The organism is Kitasatospora sp. NPDC091207 (assembly GCF_044768625.1).
Lineage (GTDB): Bacteria > Actinomycetota > Actinomycetes > Streptomycetales > Streptomycetaceae > Kitasatospora.
On record NZ_JBIVVS010000013.1, the window covers coordinates 39640 to 65557 of the forward strand.

Sequence of the window (25918 nt, forward strand, 5' to 3'; positions counted from 1 at the left end):
GGTCGGTGGGGGTGGGCGGCGGGCGGGTGTCAGCCCAACGGGGGGCGCGGCGGCTGCGGCGGGACGCCCGGCGGGGCGGGGGGAACCGGCGGGGCGGGCCGCAGGGGCGCGGCGGGCGAGCCGATCACCGGCAGGTCCGGCAGCGTCGGGTCGTGCTCGTCCTCGTCCCCCGGTGCGGCCGCCGGCCGGATCACCGACAGGTCCACCGCGGTGGCCGTGCGCTCGTCCTCGGCCTCCGGCCGCCCGGCACCGGCCAGTCCGGCCGGCGGGTCGATCGGCAGCACGGCGACGGTGATGTTGTCGTGCCCGCCGGCCGCGACCGCGAACTTCACCAGGGTCCGGGCGGCGGCGAGCGGCTCGGTCCGGGCGTCCTGGCGGACGTAGTGGGCGAGGTCGGTGGCGGCCTCGGCGTAGTTCCACAGGCCGTCGGTGCAGATCAGCAGGACACCGGGGACGTGCGGGGTGAAGTCCAGGGTGTGCGGGACCACCTCCTCGGCGTCCGCGCCGAGCCAGCCGGTGATGGCGTGGGCCCGCGGGTCCGCGTAGGCCTCGGCCTCGCCCATCAGCCCGGCCTCGACCATCCGGGCGGCCCAGGAGTCGTCCTGGGTGAGCCGGAACGGCTCGGCGGCGACCCGGTCGTCCGGGATCCAGTACGCCCGGGTGTCGCCGACCCAGCCGATGGTGACCCGGCCGCCGGACGCTATCGCGCTGACGTAGGTGCAGGCGGGGGCGTTGAGGTCGGGCCGGGCCGGCGAGGCGCCGTCCTCGGCCAGGGCGGCGACGGCGGCGGCCGCGTCGGCGATCGCCCCGCGCATCGCGGCGTCGAAGTCGCGGCCGGCCTCCAGCGCGGTCAGCAGCGACTCGGACGCGGCGTCGACGGCGGTCTCGGAGGCCTCGTCGGGCCGGTCCGAGGAGGAGACCCCGTCACAGACCACGGCCACCACGACCGGCTCGCCGCCCGGCAGCGAGGAGGCGGCGACGGTGAACGAGTCCTCGTTGCGGTGGTGGCGCAGGCCCCGGTCGCTGACCCCGGCGACGCCCCCGAGGGCCTTCTCCATGTGGTCGCGCGGACGCGGCTGGGCGCCGCCGCAGGCCTCGCAGTAGCCGTCGGAGGTGACCTGCGGCAGGCCGCAGTGGACGCACCCGGGCCCGCCCTGCGCGGGCACCGCGGACCCGGACGCGGCGGCGGCGGACACCACCGGCACCGGGACGGTCGGCGCGTGGTCCGCGCCGCCGGAGCCCTGCGCGGCGGACCAGCTCGCGGGCATCGCGCCCGGCGCCGGCCGGCCGTTCCGGCTCGCGCCGCAGGAGCCGCAATAGGCGTCCTCCTGGTCCAGCGGCTCGGAACAGCTCTGGCACACGGTCTGCTGCGGCATTCGCTACACCCACGTCCTGGGGCGGGCACGGTTGGCCCGCTCCACCATCTCGATCCTGATCTCGGCCCGGTCGGCCAACCGGGCGAGTACCCGGTAGGACTGCTCCAGTGCGAGCCGCAGTTCCCGTTCGGCGGCCGGCCGTCCGAGCACGGTGACCGCGCCGGTCCCGCCGGTCCCGCCGGTCCCGCCGGTCACCCGGGCCACCTCCGTGCCGCCGGCCTCGCCGGTCTCCCCGGACGAGCCCGTCCCCCCGGGTGCGCCGGCACCGCCGGGCGAACCGGCCGTCACCCAGCCGAGCGCGGCGTCGAGCACCTCGACGGAGAGCTCCTCACGGGTCCGGTCGTCGAGCCGCAGGGCGGTCAGCTGCTCGGAGGACGCGCCGAGGTCGGCGCCGAGCGGGTCGGTGGCGGGCCGTTCGCGCAGCCGGGCCCGGACGGCGGCGATCCGGGCGGCGGTGAACTGGCTGGAGGTGGCGGGCACCGACTCCAGCACCCGGACGGCGCCGGACCGGTCCCCGTCGGCGAGGAGCACCCGGGCGAGGCCGAAGGCGGCGCTGAGGTAGGCCTGGTCGGTGGTCCACACCAGGCGGTAGAGCTCGGCCGCGTCGCCGCCGCCGCCGAGCAGTTCGGCGCAGATCGCGAGGGCCAGCTTCGGCGCGCTCTCGCCGGGGAAGGCGTCGTAGACGGCGTCGAAGGCCTCGGCCGCGGCGCGCAGCTTCGTCTCGTCGGGGCCGTCGTGCGGGCTGCCGAGGGAGCCGACCAGGGCGGTGAGGCCGCGGTACCAGACCACCCGCCAGTCGTCCAGGTGGTCCTTCTCCAGCGCGGTCAGCGTCCGGTCGGCGTCGGCGCGGGCGCGCAGTTCGAGGTGGGCGCGCAGTTCGCGCAGCCGGCGCTCGGCGGAGTCGGCGGGGGCGCCGGCCAGCGCGGTGAGGGCTTCCGCCGGGTCGGCGGCCAGCAGGGTGGCCAGGAAGCCGGCGTTCGGGTCGCCCGGGTCGACCCGGGGGACGGGCAGCGACAGGGCGGCGGCGGCCGGGTCCAGCGCGGTCACCAGCAGCTCGCCGGGGGTGACCGTCGGGAGGACCAACTCGTTGTCGACCACGCGCAGTTCCGGGCCGAAGAGGGTGGAGGGCGCGGGCCGGGGCCGCTGGTCCTGGAGCGCCAGCACCTCGCGCAGCACACCGGTGAGCTGGTCGGCCATCTCCTCGGCGGAGCCGAAGCGGCGGGCCGGGTCCGGGTCGGTGGCACGGACCAGGAAGCGGTAGTACGACTCGAACGCGGCGAAGGCCGGCACCGACTCGGGGCCGGGCAGGCTGTCGCGGTAGGTGGTGCTGTAGCCCTGGAAGTCGAAGGTGAGCACGGCCAGGGTGCGGGCCACCGTGTAGAGGTCGGAGGCGGGGGTGGGGCCGTCGGTGGCGATCTCCGGGGCCTGGTAGCCGATGGTGCCGTAGATCGGGCCGTCGTCGTCGAGGCGGCGGACGGCGCCCATGTCGATGATCTTGAGCGCGTCGCCGCTCTGGATCACGTTGTCGATCTTGAAGTCGCAGTAGACCAGACCACGGCTGTGCAGGTACCCGAGCGCCGGCAGTGCCTCCAGCGCGTACGCGATCCCCTGCTCCACCGGCAGCGGCAGCCGCCGGCCGTCCGGCGTCCGGCGCTCGTTGGCGATGTCCTTGAGCGACTTGCCGCCGACGTACTCCATCACGATGTAGCCGTCGGTGGAGCCGGTGCGCAGGTCCGGGTGCTCGGCGAAGTTGATGATGCGCACGATGTTGGGGTGGTCCACCTCGGCGAGGAAGCGCCGCTCGGCGACGGCCACCGCGAGCGCGTCCTCGTCGCCGGTGTCCAGCAGGCCCTTGAGGACCACCCACTTGTCGTTGACCCGCCGGTCCACCGCCAGGTAGATCCAGCCGAGCCCGCCGTGCGCCAGGCAGCCCACCACCTCGTACTGCCCGCCGACCAGGTCCCCCCGGCGGAGCTTGGGCGTGAACGAGTACGGCGTGCCGCACTTGGTGCAGAAGCCGTCGGGGCGCCCCGGCCGGCCGTTCTTCTCCCGGCCCACCGGGGTCTCGCACTTGGAGCAGAACCGCTTGCGCTCCGGCACCTCCGGGTTGGCCAGCACCGCCCGGGCCGGATCGGCCGCCGGCACGGTCGGCACCGTCACCAGGCCGGCGCCGAGCCGGTGGCGGGTGCCCGCGCTGACGCTGCCCCGGCTGCTGCGCACCGACACCGAGCGGGCGCTGCCGGTCCGGGTGGAGCGGTGCGAGCGGGAGCGGCCGGACACCGAACGGGACGAACCGGTACGGGTCGAGCGCGCCGAGTCGGGGTCGACCCGGGCGGACGGCACGTACGGCTGGGTGAGCCCGGTGTCACCGCCGGGGGCGGTCAGGCCGCACTCGTCGCAGTAGCCGTCGTCGTCGATGGTGCCGGCGCACTCCCGGGGGCAGGACGAACCGGGGCCCGCCGCCGTCCTCACCGAGGAGGTACCGGCCGGCCGCGCCGCGGACGGGCCCGCCGCCTCCGCCGGGGTGCCGCCCGTCCGCACCGGGGTGCTGCCGGCCGAGGAGGCGCCCGCCGGAGCGAGCCCGCACTCGTCGCAGTAGCCGTCCGGGTCGATCGTCCCGTCGCCGGTGCACTCCGGCCGTACGCACGCCTGCGCCATGAACCTCAGCCCCCCAGTCCCTGTTGCTGTGTCTGTCCGTCGACCGGCCCGCCGGGCGGCTCGGCCTGCGCCGGCCGCAGCGACTGCTGGAAGCGGGCCACGGCGCCGGCCGCCGCCCGCAGGTCGCAGGGCGCGCTCCAGAGCAGCCAGCGCGCCTTCTCGTACCGCTCGATCACCACCGGGTCCTCGGCCACCCGCAGCCGGGCCGCCATCGCCTTGTACGCGTCCAGGCGCCCCCGCAGCTCGGCCCGGACGGCCAGCGGCTGGGTGACCTCGGTCAGCGACTGCCGGGCCCGGCCCAGCTCCTTGGCGGCCGCGTCCTCCAGCGCGTCCAGCAGTGGCGCCAGCCGGTGCCACTGGCCGCTCTGGCGCAACTCCAGCGCCAGCACGATCCGTTCGCGCAGTGCCGAGGCCGGCCCCGGTACGGCCGGCACCTCGGTGGCGGCTATCTTCGCCAGCACCTCGCCGCGCGCCCGGCGGGCCTCCGCCAGGGTGGCGTCGGCCCGTTGCAGCAGGTCGCCGACGCCCTGCAGCCGCTCCTCCGCGTCGTCGCGCAGCCGCAGCAGGTCCTCCAGCTCCACCCGGACGCCGTCCAGCGCCCGCCCGGCGCGGTCGAAGCGCTCGGTGTCCACCACGCCGGACGGTGTGGCGAGCGCGGTGCCGTCCGGGCGGGTGCCGCGCTGGGCCGGTACCCGGGCCGGCCGCCAGAGCGCCAGCGGGTCGCCGCGGACCTCGGTGCGCAGCTCCGTCAGATCGGTCTCCAGCCCGGCCAGGTCGTCGCCGAGCGGATGGTTGCCGGTGTGCACGCCGAGCGAGCCGGCCAGCGTCTGCACCCGGCGCAGTTCGGCCAGCAGCAGGTCGATCCGGGCCGGCAGCGCCGACCAGACGGCGTCGGCGGCGCTCACCACCTCCAGCACGGTGGCGTACCAGGAGTTCATCCTGGTCATCAGGTCGTCCAGGCTGATCCGCTCGACCAGCTTGGCGGGCGCGCCGAGCAGGTGCGGGCCGTCCGGCACCGCGCCGCCGGGCACGGTGACCGCCTCGCCGGTCAGCAGCTCGCTCAGCTCGGCGAGTTCGGCCCCACCCGGCCGGCTCTTCCGGGCGCGTACCGCGCGGGCCGAGGCCAGCGCCTCCGAGTAGCGGTCGAACAGTGCCCAGAGCAGTGGCAGGCCCTGTCCGGCGACCGACCAGCGCTCCTGCGTCCGCCCGGCGAGTACGGCGCCGTCGAGCAGCCGCAGGCCCGGGTGGTCCTGGAGCGAGAGCAGCGCCGACTCGACCGCGTCGCGGTCCGCGCCGAGGCGCGCCAGCGCACGGTCCACCTCCTCCCGGCTCAGCACCGGGCCAGCGGAAGCTGCCAACGCCCTGTCTCCTTCGTCTCTGTCCTGGTTCCGCGGTCCCGCGTTTCCCGGTCCCGCGTTTCCCTGTCCTGCGTGTGCCGGCCCTGCGTGTGCCGGTCCCGCGTTCTCCGGTCCCGGGTCGATCCGCCCCGACCCTAGCCTGTGGCCGCAGGTCCGGACCGGCCCCGGGCGTCAACGAGCCGTCAACGCGCCGCCGCCCGGCCGGACGCGCCGCCGGACCGCGCCGGACACCCCGGACGCGCCGCCGGACCGCGCCGGTCAACGCTGCGTCGGCCAGTAGTGCTCCGCGTCGTTCAGCATGTACGGCTTGAGCCAGCGGTCGTAGCCCGCCCGCCAGGCGCCGCCGGCGTGGTAGTCGGCGAGCACCTGGTTCACCCGGGCCGTCAGGTCGGTGCTGTTCTTGAGCATCGCGATGCCCATCACCGCGGGCCTGACCTCGCCGTCCACCAGGCGCACCGTCTGGTCCTGGGCGGCCTGGCTGGCCGCGAGGCCGTCGTCGGTCATGGTCGCGTCGACCTTGCCGAGCTGCATCAGCACCAGGCAGTCGAGGTGGTTCTCCACCGAGACGATCTTCCCGACCTTCGGCCGGGCCTTCAGCTCGTCCTCGGCCGAGGAGCTGGTCGCCGCGCAGACGGTCTTGCCGTCCACCGCCTCGTCGATGGTCTTGGCCGGGGACGACCGGGGCACCACGACGCGCTGGCTGGTGGTGAAGTACGGCTTGGAGAAGGCGACCTGTTGGAGCCGGTCGCAGGTGATGGTCATGGTCCGGACGATCAGGTCGACCCGGCCCTCCTGGACGAACTTGACCCGCTCGGCGGTGGGGACCGCCTTGAGGGTCACCTTGTCCGGGTCGCCCATCACGGCGGCGCCGATCGCCCGGGCGAGGTCGATGTCGAAGCCCTCGATCTGGCCCGTGTTGGGGTTGCGGGCGCCCCAGCGGAAGCTGTTCTGGTCGACGCCGATCACCAGGCTGCGCTTGGCCTTGATGGCCTTCACCGCCGGGCCGTCCTCGCTGCTCGGCGGCACGCTCCGGTAGACGTCGCAGTCGTTGCCGGCCTGCTCCTGCTGAAGTGCCTGCGGTGCCTGCGGTGCCTGCGCCGGCGCGGCCGCCGGCAGGACGGCGCCCTGCGGACTTCCCGCGCCGAGCACCGCCGCGCAGGACGCCAGCAGCGCCACCGCCGTCACCGACCTGGCCCGTACCGTGGTCTTGCCCATCGTGTCCGTCCCCCTCTACCGGTACTCGGCCAGTCGACGGCCGAGGCCGCGGACCGCCGAGGCGGCCGCCACCAGGGCCAGCAGCGCGACCGCCGCGGCGGCGGTGCGCAGGTCCCCGTCGGTGCCCTCGGCGGCCCGCCTGAACTGCTGCAGCTCGGTCTCGGCGGCCCGGGCCAGCCCCTGGTCGACGGCGTTGAACGCGGCGTCGGCGCTCTTCGGCACGTCCGCCTCCTTGACGGTCACCGTGGCGTCCAGCGCGCCCTGGTAGTCCGCGTCGACGTTCTCCAGCGTGCTCGCCGCCAGGTGCCGTTCGCGCCACTGCTGGTACTGCCGCTGCGCTTCGTCGATGGCGGCCCCGGCGTCCGCCGGGGCCAGTCGCAGGGCCTCCGGCAGGGTGCCGGCGTACCGGTTGGCCGGGGGGTTCGAGGCGGACAGGTGCTCGGTGGTCTTCGACCAGAGGTCCGCGTACTGGGTGCTGGAGCCGCGGGCGACGAAGTGCAGGTTCTCCGCCAGCCGGGCGGTCAGCACGTCGACCCGGGCGGCGTTGAGCGCCCGCAGCGGGCCGGCGCCCTTGCGCTCGCTGTCGTGCAGCGCGGAGTTCGCGCCCGTCCCGGTCACCGTCAGCCAGAGCACCGCGGACAGCACGGCGGCGGTCGCGCCGACCAGTCCGATGTTGAACACCCGGTTGGTCCGCCGGTACAGCGTCACCTGTACCCAGGCCAGCGCCGCGAGCGCCAGCACGCCCAGCCCGTACGCGGCCCACGGGACGGCCCTGGCCTCGGCGTAGTCGTCCGCGAGCGCCTGGTTCTCGGCGGCGCTGAGGGCGGCGGCGGCCGGCAGCAGCACGGTGCGCATCTGGTCCGAGGCGTAGCGCAGGTAGGCGCCGCCGAGCGGGAAGCCCTGGCGGTTGTCGGCCCGCGCGCCCTCCACCAGCCCGGCGTACACCGGGATCTGCTGGTTGAGCGCGGCGAGCCAGCCCTGGGCGGGGGAGGAGGCGGTGGTCCGCGCCGCCGCCTCGGCGATCAGCCGGGACGCCGTCGCGAGGTCCTGCTCGTAGCGGTCCCGGACGGCCTTCGGCTCGGCGCCCGCCAGCAGGAAGCCGGTGGCCGCCGTGGTGTCCGCGTCGGCCAGCGAGCGGTGGATGTCGGCGGCCGCCTGGCTCAGCGGCTGGCTGTACGAGACCACGCGCTCCGCCGCCTGCGCGCGGGAGTTGACCTGCCAGGCGGTGAGCGCGCCGAACGCCACGGTGAGCACCGTGAGCAGCGCTCCGGCCAGCCGCAGCCGGCCCGGCGCCGTCCGGCCGGCCTGCCTGAGCCGGCCGAGCGGGCCGGCCCGTCGGGCCGCGGCCGGGCCGCCGGGCCGAGCCGGCGCCACCGTGCGGGGCCGCTCCGTACGTACTGGTGTCGCCACCGGCCTCACCCTCCCCTGTGGCCGGCTCCGTCGTCCGGGGCCCGGCCTGTGCCAGCAGTATGGCCGTCACTCCCCGCGGCCACACCCGACTTGCGCCGATCTTGAGCATCGCCGGGCCCGCTCTCCGGACCCGCTCCGCGGGCGTTCTTCCGATCAACTGGTGCCGGTGCCGCCGAGTACCGTCCGGGACGGCCCCCCGGCGGCGGGGGCGGGTGGCGATCGGGTCGACGCGCGATGCACCCTATGCGGTTCCCCGGACAGCCGGAGGAGAGGGGTCCGGTTGTGCCGTCCGGGCCTCCGGGAGGGGCCGTCCGTACCATGGCGGCATGCGTCTTCTGGGAACGATCTCCGCCGACCGCCCGCTGCTCGTCGTCGCCGTCCGGGAGGAGGCCGTGTACCTGGGGGACCGGCTTCCGGTCCTGCTGACCGGCATCGGCAAGGTCAACGCGGCCGCCGCGCTGGCGACCGTCCTCGCCCGCGGCGAGCACCCCAGCGAGGTGGTCAACATCGGTACCGCCGGGGCCCTGCGCCCCGGCTGGGAGGGCACCCACACGGTCGTCCAGGTGATCCAGCACGACCTCGACAGCCCCGCCCTGCTGGAGCTCACCGGCCGTACCTACGGCGCCCCGCTGATGGTCGGCAAGGGTGACGGTCCGGTGCTGGCCACCGGTGACCTCTTCGTCTCCGGCGCGGCCGCCCGCGACCGCCTCGCCGAGCACGCGGACCTCGTCGACATGGAGGGCTACGCCGTCGCCACCGTCGCCCACCGGGCCGGACTGCCCGTGCGCCTGGTGAAGCACGTCAGCGACGAGGCCGGCGAAGGCGCGGCGCACAGCTGGCGCGAGTCCGTCGACGACTGCGCGCGCCACCTCGCGGACTGGGTCCACCACCAGGGGTGGTGACGGTACGCCGGGGCGGCCCGGCCGCGGCGTACCGCCGGGGCACGGTCAGACGACGGTCCCGGTCGGGGCGGCGAAGGTCTCGGCCGGGCCGAAGTCGCTGAAGGCGATCCTGGCGACCACCGCCTTCCCGTTCACGGTCAGCCGTTCCTCGACGTAGCGGGTACGCCCCTGCGCGTCTATCCACTGGTCCAGGTCGAGGCCGGCGGTGCCCTGGAGCTTCGCCGCGGAGGCCGTCGCGGCGGACGCCCGGGCGAGCTGGTCGTGGTCCAGATGCCCGGCGAGGTGGTAGACCGGCAGGCCGTCCCGGGTCTCCATGCCCTTGCGGGCGGCCGGGCCCTCGGCCAGCAGCACCGGGGCGTAGCCACCGAAGTCGAACTCCGAGCCCTCGGAGGACCGTCGGGTCTTCAGCCAGGAGCCGGTGGCGTCATGGCCGCGCACGTACTCGGCGTCGGCGGTGGTGACGAACTCCAGGGTCGTGCCGTCGGGCCGCTTGATCTCCCGGTGGCCGGTGTACACCGTGTTGACGTTCTGCCGCGCCGTGATCACGCCGTCGTCGGGGCCGCCCGTGCCCCGGACCGAGACGGCGTACGGCTCCTTGCCCGCCTTCGCCACGGCCTCCGCCGGGTCGAAGGCGGCCGGCGCGCCGGTCGCGGCGGAGGACGCGGCGGACTCGGCCCGGCCGCCGCTGTCGCAGCCGGTGAGCGCGGTCAGCGCGGCGGTGGCCAGGGCGGTGGCGAGGAGGAGGTGTCGGCGCACGGTGGAACGGCTCCCTGCGGGGTCGGTGGTCGCGGCGGCCGAGCCTGCCATGAACCGGGGTCCGCGTCGACGCGGTTTCTCCGGGGAGTTGCCGTCCGCCGGGGCCGATCTGACGCGGCGCCACTAGGGTGACGGGTGTGACCGACGATACCGCTGCCGGCAAGCTCGGTGATGTCCGCCCGCCCGGCATCGAGGCCGACGAGCCGACCACCCTGCTGACCTTTCTCGACTACCTGCGCGAAGCCGTCATCGGCAAGACCGAGGGCCTCACGGACGAGGACGCCCGCCGCCCCGGCGTCGCCTCCGGCACCAGCCTGCTCTGGCTGGTCCGGCACCTCACCGCGGTCGAACTCAACTGGTTCCTCTGGGCGTACCGCGGCGAGGGCGGCGAACCGTGGGACGACGACGCGCCCTCGCCCGGCGACGAGTCGGTGGCCGGATCGGTCGCCGCCTACCGGGCCGCGATCGCCCGCGCCAACGAGGTGATCGCCGCCGCGTCCGGTCACCTCGACCGCCCCGGCGTTCGCTCGCTGCGCCCCAACGCCACGGCGCCGTCGATGCGTTGGCTGCTGGTCCACATGATCGAGGAGACCGGCCGGCACGCCGGTCACGCCGACATCCTTCGTGAACAGCTGGACGGCGCGGTCGGCCGGTAGCGGGGGCGGCTGCGTCCGCGCCTGACGGGCAGTGGAATACTCCCCCGCGCACCACGGCGCCGCTCGGCCGGCGCCGCGCGTTTTCACACAGGGGGATTCAAAAGTTCATGTCATCGTCAGGTAGAACCACGCGTTCCGCTCGGGCCGTTCTCGGGGCGTCGGTCCTCGCGCTCACCCTGCTCGGCACCTCGGCGTGCGGGCCGGACAACAGCTCGGCCGACTCCGCCGCCGTGGCGGGCGCGCCCGATCTCGGCCTCCCGTCCAATCTCGACGACCTGAAGAAGTGGAAGTTCGAGGACTGGGAGAAGTGGGCGAAGGACTACGCCCTCCCGGCCGCCACCAAGGGTTTCTGGACCCTGGAGAAGCTGCTCCAGGCCAAGCCGGACGAGCCGATCGCGCCACCGGCCCCGCAGCCCGCGGGCACCCAGGCCCCGGCCCCGGCCCAACCGTCGCCTCCCGGGCCCGCCACCTCGGCACCGGGCACCAAGCCGCCGGCCGGCCAGCCCACCCAGCCGGGGCACCCGACCACGCCGGCGGCGCCGAAGGCGTCCAGCACCCAGCAGCCGGCCTCGCAGGCCCCGGCGCCGCCCAAGCAGCCTTCGCAGCAGCCGCCCGCCGCGCCGCAACAGCCGTCCCAGGCACCGGCCCAGTCACCGGCGCAGCCGCCCGCGCAGCCGTCGCAGCCGGGCCAGCCGCCGGCCCAGCCGGCCGACAACGGCAACGACCCGCTGCCGAAGACCGTCAACGCCCAGCCCCTGCAGCACCCGTACACCAAGCTCGCCGTGCACGGGAAGCTGTTCGCCGACGCGCCGGGCTCCGGTCCGGCGGCCGCGGCCGGCCTGAACCACGCGCAGTGCTCCGCGACCGTGGTGGCCGACCCGGCCCACCCCGGCAAGAGCAACCTGGTCTGGACGGCCGGCCACTGCGTCCACCAGGGCAAGGGCGGTTCGTTCTACAGCAACATCACCTTCATCCCGGCCTTCAACAGCAACGCGGCGCTGAGCGGCGGCAAGCAGGCGGACGAGTCCCAGTACGCGCCGTTCGGCATCTGGGGCGCGACGCAGGCCGTGACCTCCCCGCAGTGGAAGGCCGAGGGCGGCAAGACCGGCGACGCGGCCACCCACTACGACTTCGCGATCGTCCGGGTGAAGCCCGCGGACGGCGCCAAGTCGCTGGAGGAGACGGTCGGAGGTGCGGTGCCGGTCTGGTTCAACGCCCCGCGCGACCAGCTGAGCATCAGCGAGTACGGGTACCCGGCCGCCCCGCCGTACGACGGCATGGAGCTGAACCGCTGCGAGAGCGGCAAGCCGGGCCGGCTGTCGTACGAGCCCACGCGTCCGCCGATGATGGTCATCGGCTGCACCATGACCGCGGGCTCCAGCGGCGGCGGCTGGCTGGCCGTCAAGGACGGCAAGCCGGCGCTGGTCAGCAACGTCTCGGTGGGCAAGCACACCGGTGACCCGATGTACCAGGCCGGCCCGTACCTGGACGACGTCGCGGCCGGAGCGTACGACTTCCTCTCCAAGAAGGGCTGAGCCCCTCGGAGGACCGGGCCCGGCCGTGGTCCGGCCCTCCGGTCGTACCGGCCGCCCCCGCACGAGGCCGTGCGGGGGCGGCCGTTGCCGTCGGGCCCCGAACGCGGTCAGGCGCCGAACGCCGCCAGGTCGAGCCCGGCCAGCCGCTCCGGGTCGGCCAGCACGTCGATGGCGACGATCGTGCCCTCCACCACGGTGAACGCCATGATCGAGACCGGCCTGCCGTCGGCCCCGACCACCACGACGCCGGCGGCGCCGTTGACCAGCGCCGGGCGGACGAACGGCGCCAGCGACCGGACCATGACCGCCTGGCCCGACACCGTGGCGGCGCCCCTGAGCACCACCGTCTGACGGGCCCGCGCCACCCCGCCGTCCGAGCGCAGCACCACGTCGGGGTCGAGCACCGCGAGCAGCGCGTCCAGGTCGCCGTTCCGGGTGGCGGCGAAGAACGCGTCGACGGCCGCCCGTTGGCGGGCGAGGTCGCGGTCGGGCGCCGGGGCCTGGCCCCGGACCTTCCGGCGGGCCCGGCCGGCCAGTTGCCGGGTCGCGGCCGCCGTCTTCTCGATCAGCGGGGCGATCTCGTCGAACGGTACCGAGAACAGGTCGTGCAGCACGAAGGCCACCCGCTCGGCCGGGGACAGCTCCGCCAGCACGACCATCAGCGCCAGCCCGACCGCGTCGGCCAGCAGCACCTGCTGCTCCGGGTCGACCACGCCCTCCCGGCCGAGCACCGGATCGGGGAGCCGCGACTCCAACGGGTCCTCACGCCGCTGCTCGCGCGAGCGCAGCAGGTTCAGGCAGACCCGCCCCACCACCGTGGTCAGCCACCCGCCGAGGTTGGCGACCTCGCGGGTGTCGGTGCGGTCGTACCGCAGCCAGGCCTCCTGGACGGCGTCGTCGGCCTCGCTGATCGAGCCGAGCATCCGGTACGCCACGGCGCGCAGGTGCGGCCGATGCTCCTCGAAGCGCGCGGTCGGCACAGATGTCTCGTCCACCGAGTCACATTCCTTCGTCGCCGCGGGTCATAGCTGCGGAAGCACGAAACCTAGCGGCTGTGACCGGGAGACCAGGATCCGGTCAGGACGAACCGGAGGCGATCATGACGAACTCCCCGCTCCTCGTGACGGGTGGCACCGGCACCCTCGGCGGGCACGTCCTGCCGCTGCTGCGCGCGGCCGGCCACGACGTCCGGGTGCTCACCCGCGGCGTGCGCCCGGACGCGGACGGCGTCCACCAGGTGACCGGTGACCTGCTCAAGGACGAGGGGATCGAGGCGGCGGTGGACGGCGTCGGGACGGTGCTGCACCTCGCCGGCGGTGCCAAGGGCGACGACGTGGCGACCGGCCGTCCGGTGCGGGCCGCGCGGCGGGCCGGGGTGCGGTACCTGGTGTCCATCTCGGTCGTCGGGGCGGACCGGCTCCCGCTCGCCTACTTCCGGTCCAAGTCCGGCGCGGAGCGGGCGGTCGCCGACTCCGGCCTGCCGTACAGCATGCTGCGCGCCGCCCAGTTCCACGACCTCGCGCTGAAGGTGGCGGCGGGAACGGGCAGGCTGCCGGTGGTGCCGGCGCCGGGCGGCCTGCGGTGGCAGCCGGTCGACGCGCGGGACGTGGCGGCCCGGCTGGTGGAGCTGGCCCTGGACGAGCCGGCCGGTCTCGTCCCCGACCTGGTCGGGCCGGCCGTGTACCCGCTGTCCGAACTCGTCCGCGGCTACCTGAAGGCGCGCGGCAGGAGCCGGCCGGCGCTGCCGGTCCGCGTCCCCGGCAGGGTCGGCCGTGCCTACCGGGCGGGTGAGAACCTGACCCTCGCCGGTGCGGAGCGGGGCCGGCGGACCTGGGAGGCCTTCCTGGCCGAGCGGGTGGGGTGAGGGGCTGCCGCGGGTGGCCCGGGGGCCGGCCCTCCGGCGCCGGGGCTGTCGGTGCGGGTACCTAGAGTGGCGGGCATGACGTACTCGCTGCTCGCCGCCGTCCGGGCCACCGCCGTCGCCGCCGACTTCCTGTTCTGGCCGGGCGACTTCGACCTCGGCCGGACGGAGCACGTGGAGGAGGTCGTGCTGGCCTCCGGCGAGCCGTTGGAGCCGATCGCCGGGGACGGCGCGGGCGGCACCTACTTCTTCTGCGGGGCCGGCGGCGAGGAGCGGCCCGTCCTCTACGCCGACTCCGAGGGCGGCGCCGCCCTGGTGGCGATCGGCCTGCCGGAGCTGGTCCGGCTGCTGCTGACCGTGCCGTGGTGGCGGGACTGCCCGGGCTTCACCGCCGAGGAGAGCGCCGAGGCGGCCGCGCAGTACCTGGAGGACGAGCCCGGCCTGCTCGCCGACCGGGACGCGGCGGCCGCCGCGCTGGGGATCGAACTCCCCACCGAAGCCGAGGCGTTGGCCCGGCTCCGCGAGGTGGCCATCGGGCCGGGTCAGGGCGTCGTCCTGCTCAACGCGGTGGAGCGGACGGCCTATGACGCGCTGATCAGCTGACCGGCCGGCCTGGCGACCGGCCGGTCCGGGGCGCCCGGTCAGCCGATCGCCGCCGCCCGGTCGGCCGTGGCCGCCGCCAGGACGGCCCCGGTGGTGACCACCTTCGCGAACCGCATCGCGTGCAGCACCGTCGCGGTGGCCCGGGCGAGTTCGGCGGCCGGGACGGTCACCCCGTCCGGGCCGACCATGTCGAAGGTGTGCATGGCATCGGTCGGGAAGACCGCGTCGTACCCGAGGTTGCCCGCCATTCGCGCCGTCGTCTCGTTGCACACATTGGTCATGATCCCGACGATCACCACCTGCCGGGCGCCCCGCTCCCGGAGCCAGGCGTGCAGGTCGGGGGTGCCGTAGAAGGCGCTGTTCACCGGCTTGGTGATGTGCAGGTCCGCCCGCACCCGCGCGACCACGTCCTTCAGCTCGTACCCCGGGGTGCCCGGCACCAGCGGCCCGGACTGCGAGGCGTGCTGCACCACGACGACCGGGCGGTCGGTGGCCTGCCAGGCGTCGATCAGCTCACCGATCCGCCGCTCGGCCTCCGGGTTGTCCCGCGGGCCCCAGAACGTGTGGTCCTCGAAGCCCTTCTGGACGTCGATGACGACGAGTACGGCGTCGGGGTCGATGGTCAGCGGGGCGTCGAATGCTGCGGTGTTCGTCATGCGTCCATCGTGCTCGCGCCCGAACATCCTTCGTGAGGGGCGCCGCCGCCACCCATCGATCGATTCCTGCCAGCACGCCGGGGCCGCCCGGCGGCCGGTCCGGGCGGACGCGGTCCAGGGGCGCGTCGCTAGATTTCTGCCATGCGGACTGTGGGTTGCCTGATCTTCGACGGCGTGCGGGCGTTCGACTACGCGGTGATCGGCGAGGTGTGGTCGAACCGGGTCAGCCGGCCCGGGCTGCCCGGTTTCGAGCTGCGGGTCTGCGGGCCGCGGGGCGCCCGGGTGCGGCTCGGCGGCGGCCTGGAGCGGGTGCCGGACTTCGGCCTGGAGACGCTCCAGGAGTGCGATCTGGTCATCGTCCCGGGGGTGGAGCGGGTGCACGAGGCGCGCGACCCGGCGGTGCTCGCCGCGCTGCGCGCCGCCCACGGGCGGGGCGTCACCGTCGCCTCGCTCTGCGCGGGCGCCTTCGTGCTCGCCGAGGCCGGTCTGCTGGACGGTCGGACCGCCACCACCCACTGGGCGCTCGCCGCCGAACTGGCCCGGAGCTTCCCGGCGGTGGACGTTCGCCCGGAGGTGCTCTTCACCGGCGACGGCGAGCTCTGGACCTCCGCCGGGGTGGCGGCCGGGATCGACCTCTGCCTGCACCTGGTCCGCGCCGCGCACGGGCAGCAGGCGGCCGCCACGATCGCCCGCGCGATGGTCACCGCGCCCTTCCGGGCGGGCGGCCAGGCGCAGTTCATCCCGTCGCCGGTCCCCGAGGACGGCGGCGACGACGCCCTGGCCCGGGTCCGCGCCGAGGTGCTGGGCGCGCTCGACACCCCGTGGACGGTCCGTGGGATGGCCGGGCTGGCGGTGATGTCGGAGCGCTCGTTCGCCCGCCGTTTCGTCGGGGCGACCGGCACCACGCCGCTGCGCTGGCTGCTGGAGCAACGGGTGCTGCTGGCCCAGCGGTTGCTGGAGGAGACGGACCTGCCGGTGGACGCGGTCGCGGTCCGGTGCGGCTTCGGCGCGGCGGTCTCGCTGCGGCCCGCCTTCGTGGCCCGGGTCGGGGTCGCCCCGCGCGAGTACCGCCGGGCCTTCCGGGGGCGCGAGGAGGGTCAGGGTCCGGCCGGCGCACCCGGGGCGGTCGGGCCGACGCGGGGGGCCAGCCCGTCCAGCAGGTTGGCCAGGCCGAACTCGAACAGGGTGTCCAGGTCCAGGTCGTAGCCGCCGGGGAGGTCGGCCATCAGCCGGCCGAACACCGGGAAGCGGCCGGAGTCGACGAGCGCGCCCATGGCGGGGAGCCGGCGGTCCATCCACTGCTCCTCGGTGACGCCGGTGGTGGCCAGGGTCTGGTCCTCGCGCTCCAGGTTGACGGCGATGCCCTCGATGTAGCTGTACAGCAGCACGTGGATGTCCAGCATGGCCGGGCCGGAGAGGCCGTGGCCGTCGAGCGCGGCGAGCGCCCATTCGGCGTGCGTCATCAGGTTGGGCAGCAGCAGCGGCCGGGTGACCGGGCTGAGGTGCGCGAGCCAGGGGTGTCGGCGGAACAGTGCCCAGAGGGTCCGGGCGCCCAGCTCCAGGCGGGGCCGCCAGCCGGCAGGGGGTTCGGCCGGGTAGGAGGCCTCGCCGAAGGCCGCGTCGGCGGCCAGCAGGACGAGCTCCTCCTTGCTGGTGACGTAGCGGTACGGGGACATCGCGGACACCCCGAGCCGCCCGGCGACGGCGCGCATCGAGAGCGAGGTCAGCCCTTCGGTGTCGGCCAGGTCCAGGGCGGCCCGGACGATCCGCTCCCGGCTCAACTCGCCGTTGCCGTTGCCGTTGCCGTCATCGGCGGCGGCGGGCGCTCGGTGCGGGGGAGCGGTGGCCTCGGTGGGCGCCGCCAGGGCGCCGGCCGGGGCGGGGCTGCCGCCGGCCACCACGGTGCCGACCCGCGGCCGGGCCTCCACCAGCCCCTCCAGGCGCAGCACGGTCAGGGCCTTGGTGGCGGTGGCGAGGGCGACGCCCCAGTCCTGGGCGATCCGGCGGATCGAGGGCACCCGCTCGCCGGGGGCGAGTTCTCCGGTGGTGATCCGCCGCCGGAGGTCGGTGGCGATGCGCTGGAAGGGCGGGTCGGTCTCCGTTGCCATGCTGTCGACTCCTCGGAAGATCTTTTTCGCCGGTGCCCGCTCTGTACTAGCTCAGACCCTACCGGCGCGAACGTCCACCGGAGGGCCCTCTGTCCTAGCACAGAACCGACGGAACCCACCTTTCGGGCCCTTGCGAGGCTCTGAATTTACGTCGTACATTCAGAGCGCTTACAGCGTACAGACACAGTCGACAGCCTAGCGGCAGCGAACAGGGGAGCCCCTCATGAAGACCGTCCTCATCTCCGGCGGCGGCATCGCCGGAACCACGCTCGCCTTCTGGCTGCGGCGTCAGGGCTTCGCCCCGACCGTGGTGGAGCTCGCCCCCGCCCCGCGTCGCGGCGGCCAGGCCGTCGACATCCGCGGCGTCGCGCTCGACGTCGTCGACCGGATGGGGCTGACCGGACCGGTTCGCGCCGTGCGCACCCGGATGCGCGGCATGTCCGTCCTCGATGCCGACGGCAACGAGGTGCACCGTTCCACCGAGGCGACCTACAGCAGCGGCCGGCTCGACAGCGACGACGTGGAGCTGCTGCGCGAGGACCTCGTCGCCCTCCTGCACGAACGCGCCGCCGACGGCGTCGAGTTCGTCAACGGCGACAGCGTGACCGAGCTCCGCGAGGACGAGCACGGCGTGCACGTCTCCTTCGCGCACGGCCGCCCCCGCACCTTCGACCTGGTGGTCGGTGCGGACGGTCTGCACTCCGGGGTCCGCAAGCTGGCCTTCGGCCCGGAGGAGCGGTTCCTGCGTCACCTCGGCACCCACATCGCCATCTTCGGCGCGGACAACTTCCTCGGCCTGGAGGACTGGCAGGTCTGGCAGCGCGACGGCCACGCCGGCTACGGCATCTACCCGGTGCGCGGCAACAGCGAGTTGAGGATCACCTTCGGCTACGGGAGCGACGGGCCGGCCGAGCGCGACATGGCGGTGGCCCGGCGGCAGGTGGCCGCGCGGATGGGCGCCCTGCGCTGGGAGACGCCCCGGTTGCTGGCCGCGCTGGACCGGGCGCCCGACTTCTACGCCGACGTCATGGCCCAGGTCCACCTCGACCGCTGGTCCGCCGGCCGGACCGTCCTGCTCGGCGACGCCGGGTACTGCGCCTCACCGCTGTCCGGCCAGGGCACCAGCCTCGCGCTGGTCGGCGCCCACCTGCTGGCCGACGAACTCGGCCGGGCCCGGACGGCGGGCGAGGACCACCACGCCGCCTTCGCGCGCTATGAGGAGCGGATGCGCCCCTTCGTCGCCCTCAACCAGGCGCTGGCCACCGAGAACCCCGGCGGTCCGCCGGCCGGGGAGTCGGTCGAGCGGGCGAAGAACGCCATCGCCCTCGACCGGTGACCCGACGGCCGGCCACCTCCCGGGTCGGCCTAGAAGACGCCGGCCCCGCGCAGGGCGAGGTCGGCGGCGACCGCCCAGTGGGCGTCCGGGGCGGTCACCACGAGGTGCCCGTCGCCGGAGGGCAGCGAGGCGCTGGTGCACCCGTGGGAGCCGTGGCCGTCGACGCGGGTGGCGGCACCGTCCAGGTGGACGACGACGCTGCGCCGGACGGGCGCGAGGTCCGCCGGGAAGGTCCTGTGCGGAATGCGGTCCGTGTTGGCGAGGAAGACCCAGAGTTCGGAGAGGGGTGTGGTGACCGGCCGCACCCGGTGACTCTCCGGCACCGGGCGGGAGGTCTGGACGGCCGCGACCTGGTCGGTGCCGCGGTGGTAGGCGACGTCGAGGCAGTGGAGGAACCCGTCCGAGCGCTGCTGCCCCAGCAGCGCGAACCAGCCGGGCGGGGCGTCCCGGAGCACGGCGACCGGCTTGCCGAACTCCTCGACGGTCTCCCGGTCGGGTGACCGCGACCCGGGCGGCTGCTGGTCGCTGCGGAACACTGCTCCCCCACGTGTGCGCCGGGCCTTTCTCCTTGGGCCAGTACACCACGGGAGCGGGCGGGCGGCGGGTGAACCGCCCGCCCCACTCGCCGGTGCCTACGGCGTCTTGTCCGACTCCCGGATCTCGTGGAGGTGGATCAGGACGTCGAAGGACGCGGCGAGCGCGAGGGTGCCGGGCGGAACGGGGGCCTGGGTGCCGTAGTTGCGGGTCGGCCGGGGGACGTTCAGCCAGGCCTTCGCGGCGGCCGGCGCGGTGCGGGTGTCGAGGTAGAAGTCCCGCTGGCGGACCTGGTCGAGGGTGTACTCGTTCAGCTCGGCCCCGGGGGGACCGTCGGTGAACTTCTTCCAGTCGCCGCCGATCGCGGTGTCCTTGGACAGGAACGAGCCCTGGTAGAAGGTGAACCCGATCGGGAGGTAGCCGCGGCCGAGCGTCTCGCGCAGGAAGGCCCCCTGGGTCTTCGGGTAGAGCGCGGCGTTGCTCGCGGTGTAGCCGACGTGGTCGTTGTGGGCCGAGAGCAGCACCTTGTGGCCGGTGCGCTGCTGCCACCAGGCGACGTTCTGCGCCATCACCTCGTCGCGGAACCGCTCGAAGCCGGGCAGCGACTCCTGGTCCGCGGGGTCCAGGGAGAGGAACGCGGTGGTCTGGGCGACGGAGCGGGCGTTCTGCTCGGCCCACTCGAAGGCCTCCCCGCCGGAGCCCCGCAGACCGCTCACCAGCTCCAGGGCCTGCTGGGCCCGCGCGGCGAGCTGCCGGCGCTCCGCGACGGGCTTGCCCAGGTAGGCGAAGGCGTCGTCGATCGGGCGCAGGCCGGTGTAGAGCTCGTCGAGCCGTGCGAGGGCCTGCGGGTGGTTCTGCCGGACGTAGTCGGTGATCCGGGCGAAGAAGGCGTCGTTGAGCGAGGGGGCGCCGAGGTCGTCGCCCATGAAGTGGACGGTCCGGCCGGGGTGGCGCCGGTTGTAGTCGCGCATCCACTCGATGAGGCTCACGAACTCCTCGCGGTCCCAGGGGGAGTTGGCGAGGGTCGCCTTGGCGACGCTGCGGGCGTCGCCGCCCTTGCCGGTCTGCAGGTAGTCGTCGATTTCGAGGCCTGCGGACCAGCTCAGTTCGAGGGCGAAGGTGGTGAAGCCCTTCTCCTCGACGAGGTAGCGGAACAGCCGCTCCTTCATGGCGAAGAACTCGTGCGAGCCGTGGGTGGCCTCGCCGAGGCCGACCACCCGGGCGTCACCGATCATCGTGCCCATGGCGCGCAGGTCGGCGGTGTTCCGGCCGGGTTCGGTGGAGCGCAGCGGGTGGGCCGCCTGCTCCAGCGCGCGGACCGGGCTCTGCCGTCCGGCCGCGGCGGTCGCCGTGTCCGCCGGGCCGGCGGGTGCCGCCTGGGCCGCGACGGGGGCGAGCAGCGCTCCCAGGGCGACACCGGCCGTGATCAACAGCCCTCGTCGGCCGATGCGCTTTCGATTGCCAGTCATGTTCCGACCCCTCAATGTCCTTATCGGCGTGTGGGATCGATCATCACCTGCGATTCCATGGTCGCGCGCTGAGGGAAGCCTCCGAAACCATCCGGGGGGATACCCCCCGTCGGAAGGGCAACGGCCGGGGCGTGAAGGGGCAGCGGCCGTTGCCCGGACGGGCCCGCGCCGGGGCCGGCCCGGGGTGCCGGGCGGGCGGCTCACCGGGTCGGCGTGACGAGCCCCGCCTCGTAGGCGGTGATCACGAGCTGGACCCGGTCCCGGGCGCCCAGCTTGGCGAACAGCCGCGACACGTGCGACTTGGCGGTGGCGACCGTGATGAAGAGGTCCTCCGCGATCTCGGCGTTCGACCGGCCGCGCCCGACCAGCGTCAGGACTTCCCGCTCCCGCTCGGTGATGCCCTCGATCGGCTGCGGGGAGCCTCCCGGGGCGGCCGCGGCGCCGGCCGCTCCCGGGCGTCCGACGAAGTCGGCGATCAGACGGCGCGTCACCCCCGGCGCGATGAGCGCGTCGCCGGCGGCGACCACCCGGACCGCCGAGAGGATGTCGTCCAGCGCCATGTCCTTGACCAGGAAGCCGCTGGCACCGGCCCGGAGCGCGTCGTAGACGTGGTCGTCCTCGTCGAAGGTGGTCAGGACGAGGACGCGCGCCGCGGTCGGACCGGCCGTGATCAGGCGGGTGGCCTCGATGCCGTCCATCCCGGGCATCCGGATGTCCATCACCACGACGTCGGGGCTCAGCTCGCCGACCAGCCGGACCGCCTCGGCTCCGTCGGCGGCCTCGCCGACGACCGTCAGGTCGGGGTGATCGGCCATGATCACGCGCAGGCCGGACCGCAGCAGCGGCTGGTCGTCGACGAGCAGGACGCGGACGGTCACCGGCCCGCCGCCGGCACCGCGACGGGCTCGGGCAGCGGCACCCGCGCCGCCACCCGGAAGCCGCCCTCGGGACGCGTCCCGGCGCTCAGCCGGCCGTGCAGCAGGCCGACCCGCTCCCGCATGCCCACCAGCCCGAAGCCGTGGGCCGAGCCGCTCGTGGCGGCGCCCCGTCCGTCGTCGACGATCTCCACCGACAGTTCCTCGTCCCCGTAGTCGATCGACACCCGGCAGTGCCCGGTGCCCGCGTGGCGGACCACGTTGGTCAGCGCCTCCTGGACGATACGGTAGGCGGACAGGTCGATGTCGGCCGGCAGCGGGCGCCGCTCCCCGCCGATGCGCAGGTCGACCCGCACACCCGCGTCCGCGGTCGCCGCCGCCAGCCGTTCGAGGTCCGCCAGGCCCGGCGTGGGCGTGCGCGGTGCCTGCGTCGAGTCGGCCGCCCCCGCGTCGGCCTGACGAAGCGCCACCAGCGTGCGCCGCAGGCCCGACAGCGTCTCCCGGCTGGTGGCCTCGATGGCCCGCAGGGCCTCCCGGGCCTCGGCGGGCTGGGTCTCGATCACCCGGCTCCCCACGCCGGCCTGGATGGCGATGATGCCGATGCTGTGCGCGACCATGTCGTGCAACTCCCGCGCGATCCGCAGCCGTTCGGCGGTCACGGCCTCGTCCACCTCCTGCGAGCGCAGCGCCACCGCGTGCTCGCGGCGCTCGCGGCTCAGCAGGCCGACCATGCAGGCGGCGGCCATCGCCAGGAGGGCGATCACGGCGTTGACGGTCAGGCCGTCCCCGTGCGCGAAGCCACCGACCATCAGGAGCTGGGCGACGAAGGACACCGCGACGGCGACGATCGAGGTCTGCCGGGCGGCGGTGGCGACGATGTAGCCCAGGAGGGCGTCCATCGCCAGGAAGGACAGGAACTGGCTCTGGTAGGACGCCGACAGGGGCGCCCCGAGGGTGCCCGGCGTGCCGACCACCACGAGGGCGGACCCGAGGTGAGCCGTCACCAGGGTCAGCAGCGGCCACCGTCGGAGCAGGCCGACGAGCAGGGTCACCGACAGCATGGCCCCGATGCCGTGGACGGTGCCCGAGGCCCGCGGCGCACCCCCCACCAGCAGACCGACCGCGAGGAGGTACAGCACCGCCCCGGCCCAGGCCGTGGCCTTCGTGCCCGGGAGGGGGAGCCCGGCCTTCCGCGGGGGCGGGGGCGGGGTGAAACCCGCAGGTGGCGGGGTGGTGGTCGGTGTGGTGTCCATGCCGCGACAGTAGCCAGCCGGTCCCGCGCGCGACATCGGCCCGGGGATGTACGCCCCCGGGTTGATCACGGCGCGTGATTGCCGCCCACGGCCCGATGCCCGGCCGGGGGGAGTCCCGGCAAGGTTGCCGTTGTGATCGAAGTCAACGAACTCACCAAGCGCTACGGCCGCAAGACGGCCGTCGACCACCTGTCCTTCACCGTGCGGCCGGGCCAGGTCACCGGCTTCCTCGGCCCCAACGGCGCCGGCAAGTCCACCACCCTGCGGATGATCCTCGGCCTGGACACGCCCACCGCCGGGACCGCCACCGTCGGCGGCGTCCCCTTCCACCGCCACTCACGCGGACTGCGGCACGTCGGGGCCCTCCTCGACGCCGGACAGGTCCACGGCGGACGCGGCGCCGCGGCCCACCTGTCCGCCCTGGCCCGCAGCAACGGCATCCCGCTGCGCCGGGTCGACGAGGTGCTCCAGGAGGTGGGGCTGGCCGAGGTGGCGAAGCGCCGCATCGGCGGATTCTCCCTCGGTATGAAGCAGCGGCTGGGCATCGCCACCGCCCTGCTCGGCGACCCGCCGGTGCTCATGTTCGACGAGCCGATCAACGGCATGGACCCGGAGGGTGTGCTCTGGGTGCGCCGGCTCTTCCGGCGCCTGGCCGCCGAGGGGCGCACGGTCTTCCTCTCCAGCCATTTGATGTCGGAGATGGAGAACACCGCCGACCAGCTGGTCGTGATCGGCCGGGGCCGCCTCATCGCCGCCGAGTCGGTGCGGGACTTCGCGGCCCGCGGCAACCGTGGCAGCGTCGTGGTCGGGACCCCGCAGGCCGCCGAGCTGGTGGCCGTGCTGACCGCGGCGGGCGCCGCGGTCGAGCCGGAGGGCTCGGCGGGGGCCGAGAAGCTCACCGTGACCGGCCTCCCGGCCGACCGGATCGGAGCGCTCGCCTTCGAGAACGGCATCCGGCTGGACGAACTGACCACCCGGACCGCCTCGCTGGAGGCGGCCTTCATGGAACTCACCGCCGACAGCACCGAATACCTGGCAGGACAGCCCTGATGACCACGCTCGCCACCACCCCCCGGACCATCCCCGCCGCCGCGCCGGCCGCCCGCTTCAGTGACCTGGCCGCCGCCGAGTGGATCAAGATACGGTCCCTGCGTTCCACCCCGTGGGTGATCGGACTCACCGTCCTGTTCGTCATCGGGTCCGCCGCCGCGGCCGCCCTGGCGGACAAGGAAGCGGGGTCCGGCGCCGGCTTCCTGCCCTACGACGCCTACCCGCCCGCCGGCTACTGGACGTTGATCCTGGTCGCCGCCACCATGGGCGCCCTCACCGTCGTGAGCGAGTACGGCAGCGGGCTGATCCGCACCACCACGGCGGCCGTTCCGGCCCGCGGCTCGGTCGTGCTGGCCAAGGCGGCCGTCACCGCCGCGCTGTGGAGCGCGGTCGGTACGGTCGCCGCCCTCGGTTCCTTCCTGGTCTCCCAGGCCATCCTGGACGGGCGGCACGCCGGCGTTCCGATCACCCATCCCGGTGTGTTCCGGGCGCTGGTGGCGTCCGCCTTGCTGGCGCCGGTCTGCGCCGTGGTCGGCCTGGGTCTCGGTGTGCTGCTCCGGCACGCCGCCGGGACGGTGGTCACCAGCGTCTTCGTCCTGCTGATGCTGCCCACCATGTTCTCGGAGAGCAACCGCTGGTCGGCGGACCTCAAGCACGCGCTGGTGTCGTCCGCCTGGCACCGCCTGGTCCAGTCCTGGGAGCCGGATCCCGACTCCCTGGGCTACACCGCCACCGTCCCCGGATGCTGGCTCGTGTACGCGCTCTGGCCGCTGGTCACCCTCGCTCTCGCGGTGATCGTCGTGCGGCGCCGGGACGTCTGAACGGCTCGTCGGGGCGTGCGCCGCGCGCCCCGGGATGCCTGTGCGGGCCTCGCGGGTGGGAGCAATTGACCCATGGAACTGGTCGTCAAATGCACCATAGGAGAGGTCGCTTGGCCTCATAGAGTCCTAGACACAAGGCCACGGCGAGCGACCGGGGCCGCCGCTCGAAGAGGGAGTCACCACGATGAACACCGCCGCGCCGAAGCCGGTCCTGACCCGCGCCGCCACCGCCGAGACCACCAGCGACCCGAGCAGTGTGATGACCCTGCTCGCCGACTGCGGCACCGACGGCAGCCCGATCACCAGCTACCGCTCGACGTTCGCGAAGGGCGCCGTCGGGGCTCCGGCCCACTTCCACACCCGGGCCTCGGAGTTGTTCTTCGTGATCGGCGGAGCGCTCCAGGTGCTGGTCGAGGACAAGGTCGAGGTCCTCGGCGCGGGCGACTTCCTGCTCGTCCCGCCGCACACCCCGCACGCCTTCGCGGCGGCGCCCGGCTCCGAGGCCGACGTGCTCTTCGTGTTCACGCCCGGCATGCCCCGCTTCGACTACCTGCGCCTGCTCGGCCGGGTGATGCGCGGCGAGGCCGGCCCGCAGGAGATCAAGGACTCCTCCGAGCAGTACGACAACCACTACGTCGACAGCCCGCTCTGGCGCGCCACCCTCGAAGCCGCCAAGTGACCGGTGCGGCAGCCGAAGACCGGACGGCGGCGAACGGGGTGGCAGCCCTCAGCGCCGCCACCCCGCCCGGGACTCGCGCCACCTGGGGCATCGGTACGCGCAGGTCGATGAGTTGAGCCAAACCCCACGTTGGGGGGAAACCGTTGTGGAGCGATGGGCGAATGCGCCGGGTCGCCGCCGCCGTCAGACGGCGACGACATCCCGTGCTCGTCCAAAGACGAGCGTGGTGGGCCCGGGCGCGGGAGTGATCAGCGCCCAGACGAACTTGCCGATGCCGCCGGCGCGTGGGCAGCAACCCCACTGATCAGCAAGCTCGTTGACGAGAAACAGGCCACGGCCGTGCTCGTCCTCGGAGGAACTCTCGCGCAGAGCGGGGCGGCCGCCACCCGCGTCGTGCACCTCGATCCGCAGCCGGTCGCAGACCTGTGCGAACCGGACCTCGACGACCCGGTCCGGCGGCGCGTCACTGTGCCGGACGGCGTTGGCGAACAGCTCCCCGAGCAGCAACTCACCGACGTCCGCGTACCGTTCGCCGTGTGGCATGCCGGCGAGATAGGCCCGCAGCATCTGCCGGGCCAGGGGGGTGCATTCGGGCCGGGAGTCCAGCCGCGCCGCGAATTCACGCGGTCGACGCGGACCGAGGGCGACACAGTTCTTGGGCATGGCGGGGCTACCTCCTGGGGCGATGGGGGAGTGGAAGCGGCTCGCGGGACGGCGTGCGCGATCACGTATTGCGAGCAAAAGATTGCGTTCCGGCATCAATCATCGAGGGGGCGGAGGTACGGTGACGGCCAAATCGCAGTGACG

The 25918-nt window shown here is 74.5% G+C and carries 24 protein-coding genes; 10 read left to right on the forward strand and 14 right to left on the reverse strand.

Annotation, left to right across the window (positions count from 1 at the left end; translation table 11 throughout):
* Positions 1 to 29: 29 nt before the first annotated feature.
* From ACIQTO_RS21670 to ACIQTO_RS21690, 5 genes are all read right to left on the reverse strand, one after another.
* On the reverse strand, positions 30 to 1376 hold the full coding sequence (locus ACIQTO_RS21670) for a PP2C family protein-serine/threonine phosphatase (RefSeq protein WP_402390329.1): 1347 nt from the start codon (positions 1374 to 1376) through the stop codon (positions 30 to 32).
* Between the two features lie 3 nt (positions 1377 to 1379).
* Positions 1380 to 4034, reverse strand: a complete 2655-nt coding sequence (locus ACIQTO_RS21675; protein WP_402390332.1) for a tetratricopeptide repeat protein — start codon at positions 4032 to 4034, stop codon at positions 1380 to 1382.
* A gap of 5 nt (positions 4035 to 4039) precedes the next feature.
* The gene (locus ACIQTO_RS21680) at positions 4040 to 5392 is read right to left on the reverse strand and encodes a hypothetical protein (RefSeq protein WP_402390335.1); all 1353 of its coding nucleotides are present in this window, start codon (positions 5390 to 5392) and stop codon (positions 4040 to 4042) included.
* A gap of 258 nt (positions 5393 to 5650) precedes the next feature.
* Positions 5651 to 6607 (reverse strand): glutamate ABC transporter substrate-binding protein, encoded by a 957-nt coding sequence (locus ACIQTO_RS21685; RefSeq protein ID WP_402390337.1) that lies wholly within the window; start codon positions 6605 to 6607, stop codon positions 5651 to 5653.
* Positions 6608 to 6622: 15 nt separating this feature from the next.
* Entirely contained in the window at positions 6623 to 8017 is a 1395-nt protein-coding gene (locus ACIQTO_RS21690; protein WP_402390339.1) for a hypothetical protein, read from the reverse strand.
* Positions 8018 to 8343: 326 nt separating this feature from the next.
* Here ACIQTO_RS21690 and ACIQTO_RS21695 point away from each other — a divergent pair, with 326 nt between their 5' ends.
* The gene (locus ACIQTO_RS21695; protein WP_402390342.1) at positions 8344 to 8919 is read left to right on the forward strand and encodes a nucleosidase; all 576 of its coding nucleotides are present in this window, start codon (positions 8344 to 8346) and stop codon (positions 8917 to 8919) included.
* Positions 8920 to 8964: 45 nt separating this feature from the next.
* On the opposite strand, the gene ACIQTO_RS21700 is transcribed toward ACIQTO_RS21695, so the two are convergent.
* Positions 8965 to 9675, reverse strand: a complete 711-nt coding sequence (locus ACIQTO_RS21700; RefSeq protein ID WP_402390344.1) for a hypothetical protein — start codon at positions 9673 to 9675, stop codon at positions 8965 to 8967.
* A 137-nt stretch (positions 9676 to 9812) separates the two neighbouring features.
* Between ACIQTO_RS21700 and ACIQTO_RS21705 the strand changes: the two genes are divergently transcribed.
* Both ACIQTO_RS21705 and ACIQTO_RS21710 read left to right on the forward strand, forming a co-directional pair.
* The gene (locus ACIQTO_RS21705) at positions 9813 to 10331 is read left to right on the forward strand and encodes a DinB family protein (protein WP_402390347.1); all 519 of its coding nucleotides are present in this window, start codon (positions 9813 to 9815) and stop codon (positions 10329 to 10331) included.
* 107 nt (positions 10332 to 10438) lie between these two features.
* The gene (locus tag ACIQTO_RS21710) at positions 10439 to 11866 is read left to right on the forward strand and encodes a trypsin-like serine peptidase (RefSeq protein WP_402390350.1); all 1428 of its coding nucleotides are present in this window, start codon (positions 10439 to 10441) and stop codon (positions 11864 to 11866) included.
* Positions 11867 to 11973: 107 nt separating this feature from the next.
* On the opposite strand, the gene sigJ is transcribed toward ACIQTO_RS21710, so the two are convergent.
* Positions 11974 to 12861, reverse strand: coding sequence for an RNA polymerase sigma factor SigJ (sigJ, locus tag ACIQTO_RS21715; protein WP_402390353.1), 888 nt, complete (start codon positions 12859 to 12861; stop codon positions 11974 to 11976).
* A 104-nt stretch (positions 12862 to 12965) separates the two neighbouring features.
* Between sigJ and ACIQTO_RS21720 the strand changes: the two genes are divergently transcribed.
* Positions 12966 to 13730, forward strand: a complete 765-nt coding sequence (locus tag ACIQTO_RS21720; protein WP_402390356.1) for an SDR family oxidoreductase — start codon at positions 12966 to 12968, stop codon at positions 13728 to 13730.
* A gap of 75 nt (positions 13731 to 13805) precedes the next feature.
* Positions 13806 to 14330 carry a hypothetical protein gene (locus tag ACIQTO_RS21725; RefSeq protein WP_402390358.1) on the forward strand — a complete coding sequence of 175 codons (525 nt, stop codon included), beginning with the start codon at positions 13806 to 13808 and terminating at the stop codon, positions 14328 to 14330.
* Positions 14331 to 14368: 38 nt separating this feature from the next.
* Here ACIQTO_RS21725 and ACIQTO_RS21730 read toward each other — a convergent pair whose 3' ends face one another.
* Complete coding sequence (locus tag ACIQTO_RS21730) at positions 14369 to 14986, reverse strand: cysteine hydrolase family protein (protein WP_402390361.1); 618 nt, start codon at positions 14984 to 14986, stop codon at positions 14369 to 14371.
* A 141-nt stretch (positions 14987 to 15127) separates the two neighbouring features.
* Here ACIQTO_RS21730 and ACIQTO_RS21735 point away from each other — a divergent pair, with 141 nt between their 5' ends.
* A complete protein-coding gene (locus ACIQTO_RS21735; protein ID WP_402390363.1) occupies positions 15128 to 16192 on the forward strand; it encodes a GlxA family transcriptional regulator in 1065 nt (354 codons plus the stop codon).
* On the opposite strand, the gene ACIQTO_RS21740 is transcribed toward ACIQTO_RS21735, so the two are convergent.
* Positions 16084 to 17094, reverse strand: a complete 1011-nt coding sequence (locus ACIQTO_RS21740) for a TetR/AcrR family transcriptional regulator C-terminal domain-containing protein (RefSeq protein WP_402390366.1) — start codon at positions 17092 to 17094, stop codon at positions 16084 to 16086. The two genes, ACIQTO_RS21735 and ACIQTO_RS21740, sit on opposite strands and share 109 nt — an antisense overlap.
* 223 nt (positions 17095 to 17317) lie before the next feature.
* On the opposite strand from ACIQTO_RS21740, the gene ACIQTO_RS21745 reads away from it, so the two are divergent.
* Positions 17318 to 18430, forward strand: coding sequence for an FAD-dependent monooxygenase (locus tag ACIQTO_RS21745; RefSeq protein ID WP_402390369.1), 1113 nt, complete (start codon positions 17318 to 17320; stop codon positions 18428 to 18430).
* Between the two features lie 29 nt (positions 18431 to 18459).
* Here the strand turns inward: ACIQTO_RS21745 and ACIQTO_RS21750 are convergent, their stop codons facing one another.
* From ACIQTO_RS21750 to ACIQTO_RS21765, 4 genes are all read right to left on the reverse strand, one after another.
* Complete coding sequence (locus ACIQTO_RS21750) at positions 18460 to 18966, reverse strand: hypothetical protein (RefSeq protein ID WP_402390372.1); 507 nt, start codon at positions 18964 to 18966, stop codon at positions 18460 to 18462.
* A gap of 96 nt (positions 18967 to 19062) precedes the next feature.
* Positions 19063 to 20433, reverse strand: coding sequence for an erythromycin esterase family protein (locus ACIQTO_RS21755; protein ID WP_402390374.1), 1371 nt, complete (start codon positions 20431 to 20433; stop codon positions 19063 to 19065).
* Positions 20434 to 20633: 200 nt separating this feature from the next.
* The gene (locus tag ACIQTO_RS21760; protein ID WP_402390377.1) at positions 20634 to 21311 is read right to left on the reverse strand and encodes a response regulator; all 678 of its coding nucleotides are present in this window, start codon (positions 21309 to 21311) and stop codon (positions 20634 to 20636) included.
* Positions 21308 to 22561, reverse strand: a complete 1254-nt coding sequence (locus tag ACIQTO_RS21765; RefSeq protein ID WP_402390380.1) for a sensor histidine kinase — start codon at positions 22559 to 22561, stop codon at positions 21308 to 21310. Before ACIQTO_RS21765 ends, ACIQTO_RS21760 begins: the two co-directional genes overlap by 4 nt.
* 132 nt (positions 22562 to 22693) lie before the next feature.
* On the opposite strand from ACIQTO_RS21765, the gene ACIQTO_RS21770 reads away from it, so the two are divergent.
* The 3 genes from ACIQTO_RS21770 to ACIQTO_RS21780 all read left to right on the forward strand — a co-directional run bounded on the left by ACIQTO_RS21770 (position 22694) and on the right by ACIQTO_RS21780 (position 25111).
* Positions 22694 to 23611: an ABC transporter ATP-binding protein gene (locus ACIQTO_RS21770; RefSeq protein WP_402390382.1), complete on the forward strand. Its 918-nt coding sequence runs from the start codon at positions 22694 to 22696 to the stop codon at positions 23609 to 23611.
* The gene (locus ACIQTO_RS21775) at positions 23611 to 24432 is read left to right on the forward strand and encodes an ABC transporter permease (protein ID WP_402390385.1); all 822 of its coding nucleotides are present in this window, start codon (positions 23611 to 23613) and stop codon (positions 24430 to 24432) included. Before ACIQTO_RS21770 ends, ACIQTO_RS21775 begins: the two co-directional genes overlap by 1 nt.
* Positions 24433 to 24616: 184 nt before the next feature.
* A complete protein-coding gene (locus ACIQTO_RS21780; RefSeq protein ID WP_402390387.1) occupies positions 24617 to 25111 on the forward strand; it encodes a cupin domain-containing protein in 495 nt (164 codons plus the stop codon).
* A gap of 183 nt (positions 25112 to 25294) precedes the next feature.
* On the opposite strand, the gene ACIQTO_RS21785 is transcribed toward ACIQTO_RS21780, so the two are convergent.
* Positions 25295 to 25774, reverse strand: coding sequence for an ATP-binding protein (locus ACIQTO_RS21785; RefSeq protein WP_402390389.1), 480 nt, complete (start codon positions 25772 to 25774; stop codon positions 25295 to 25297).
* Positions 25775 to 25918: the final 144 nt, after the last annotated feature.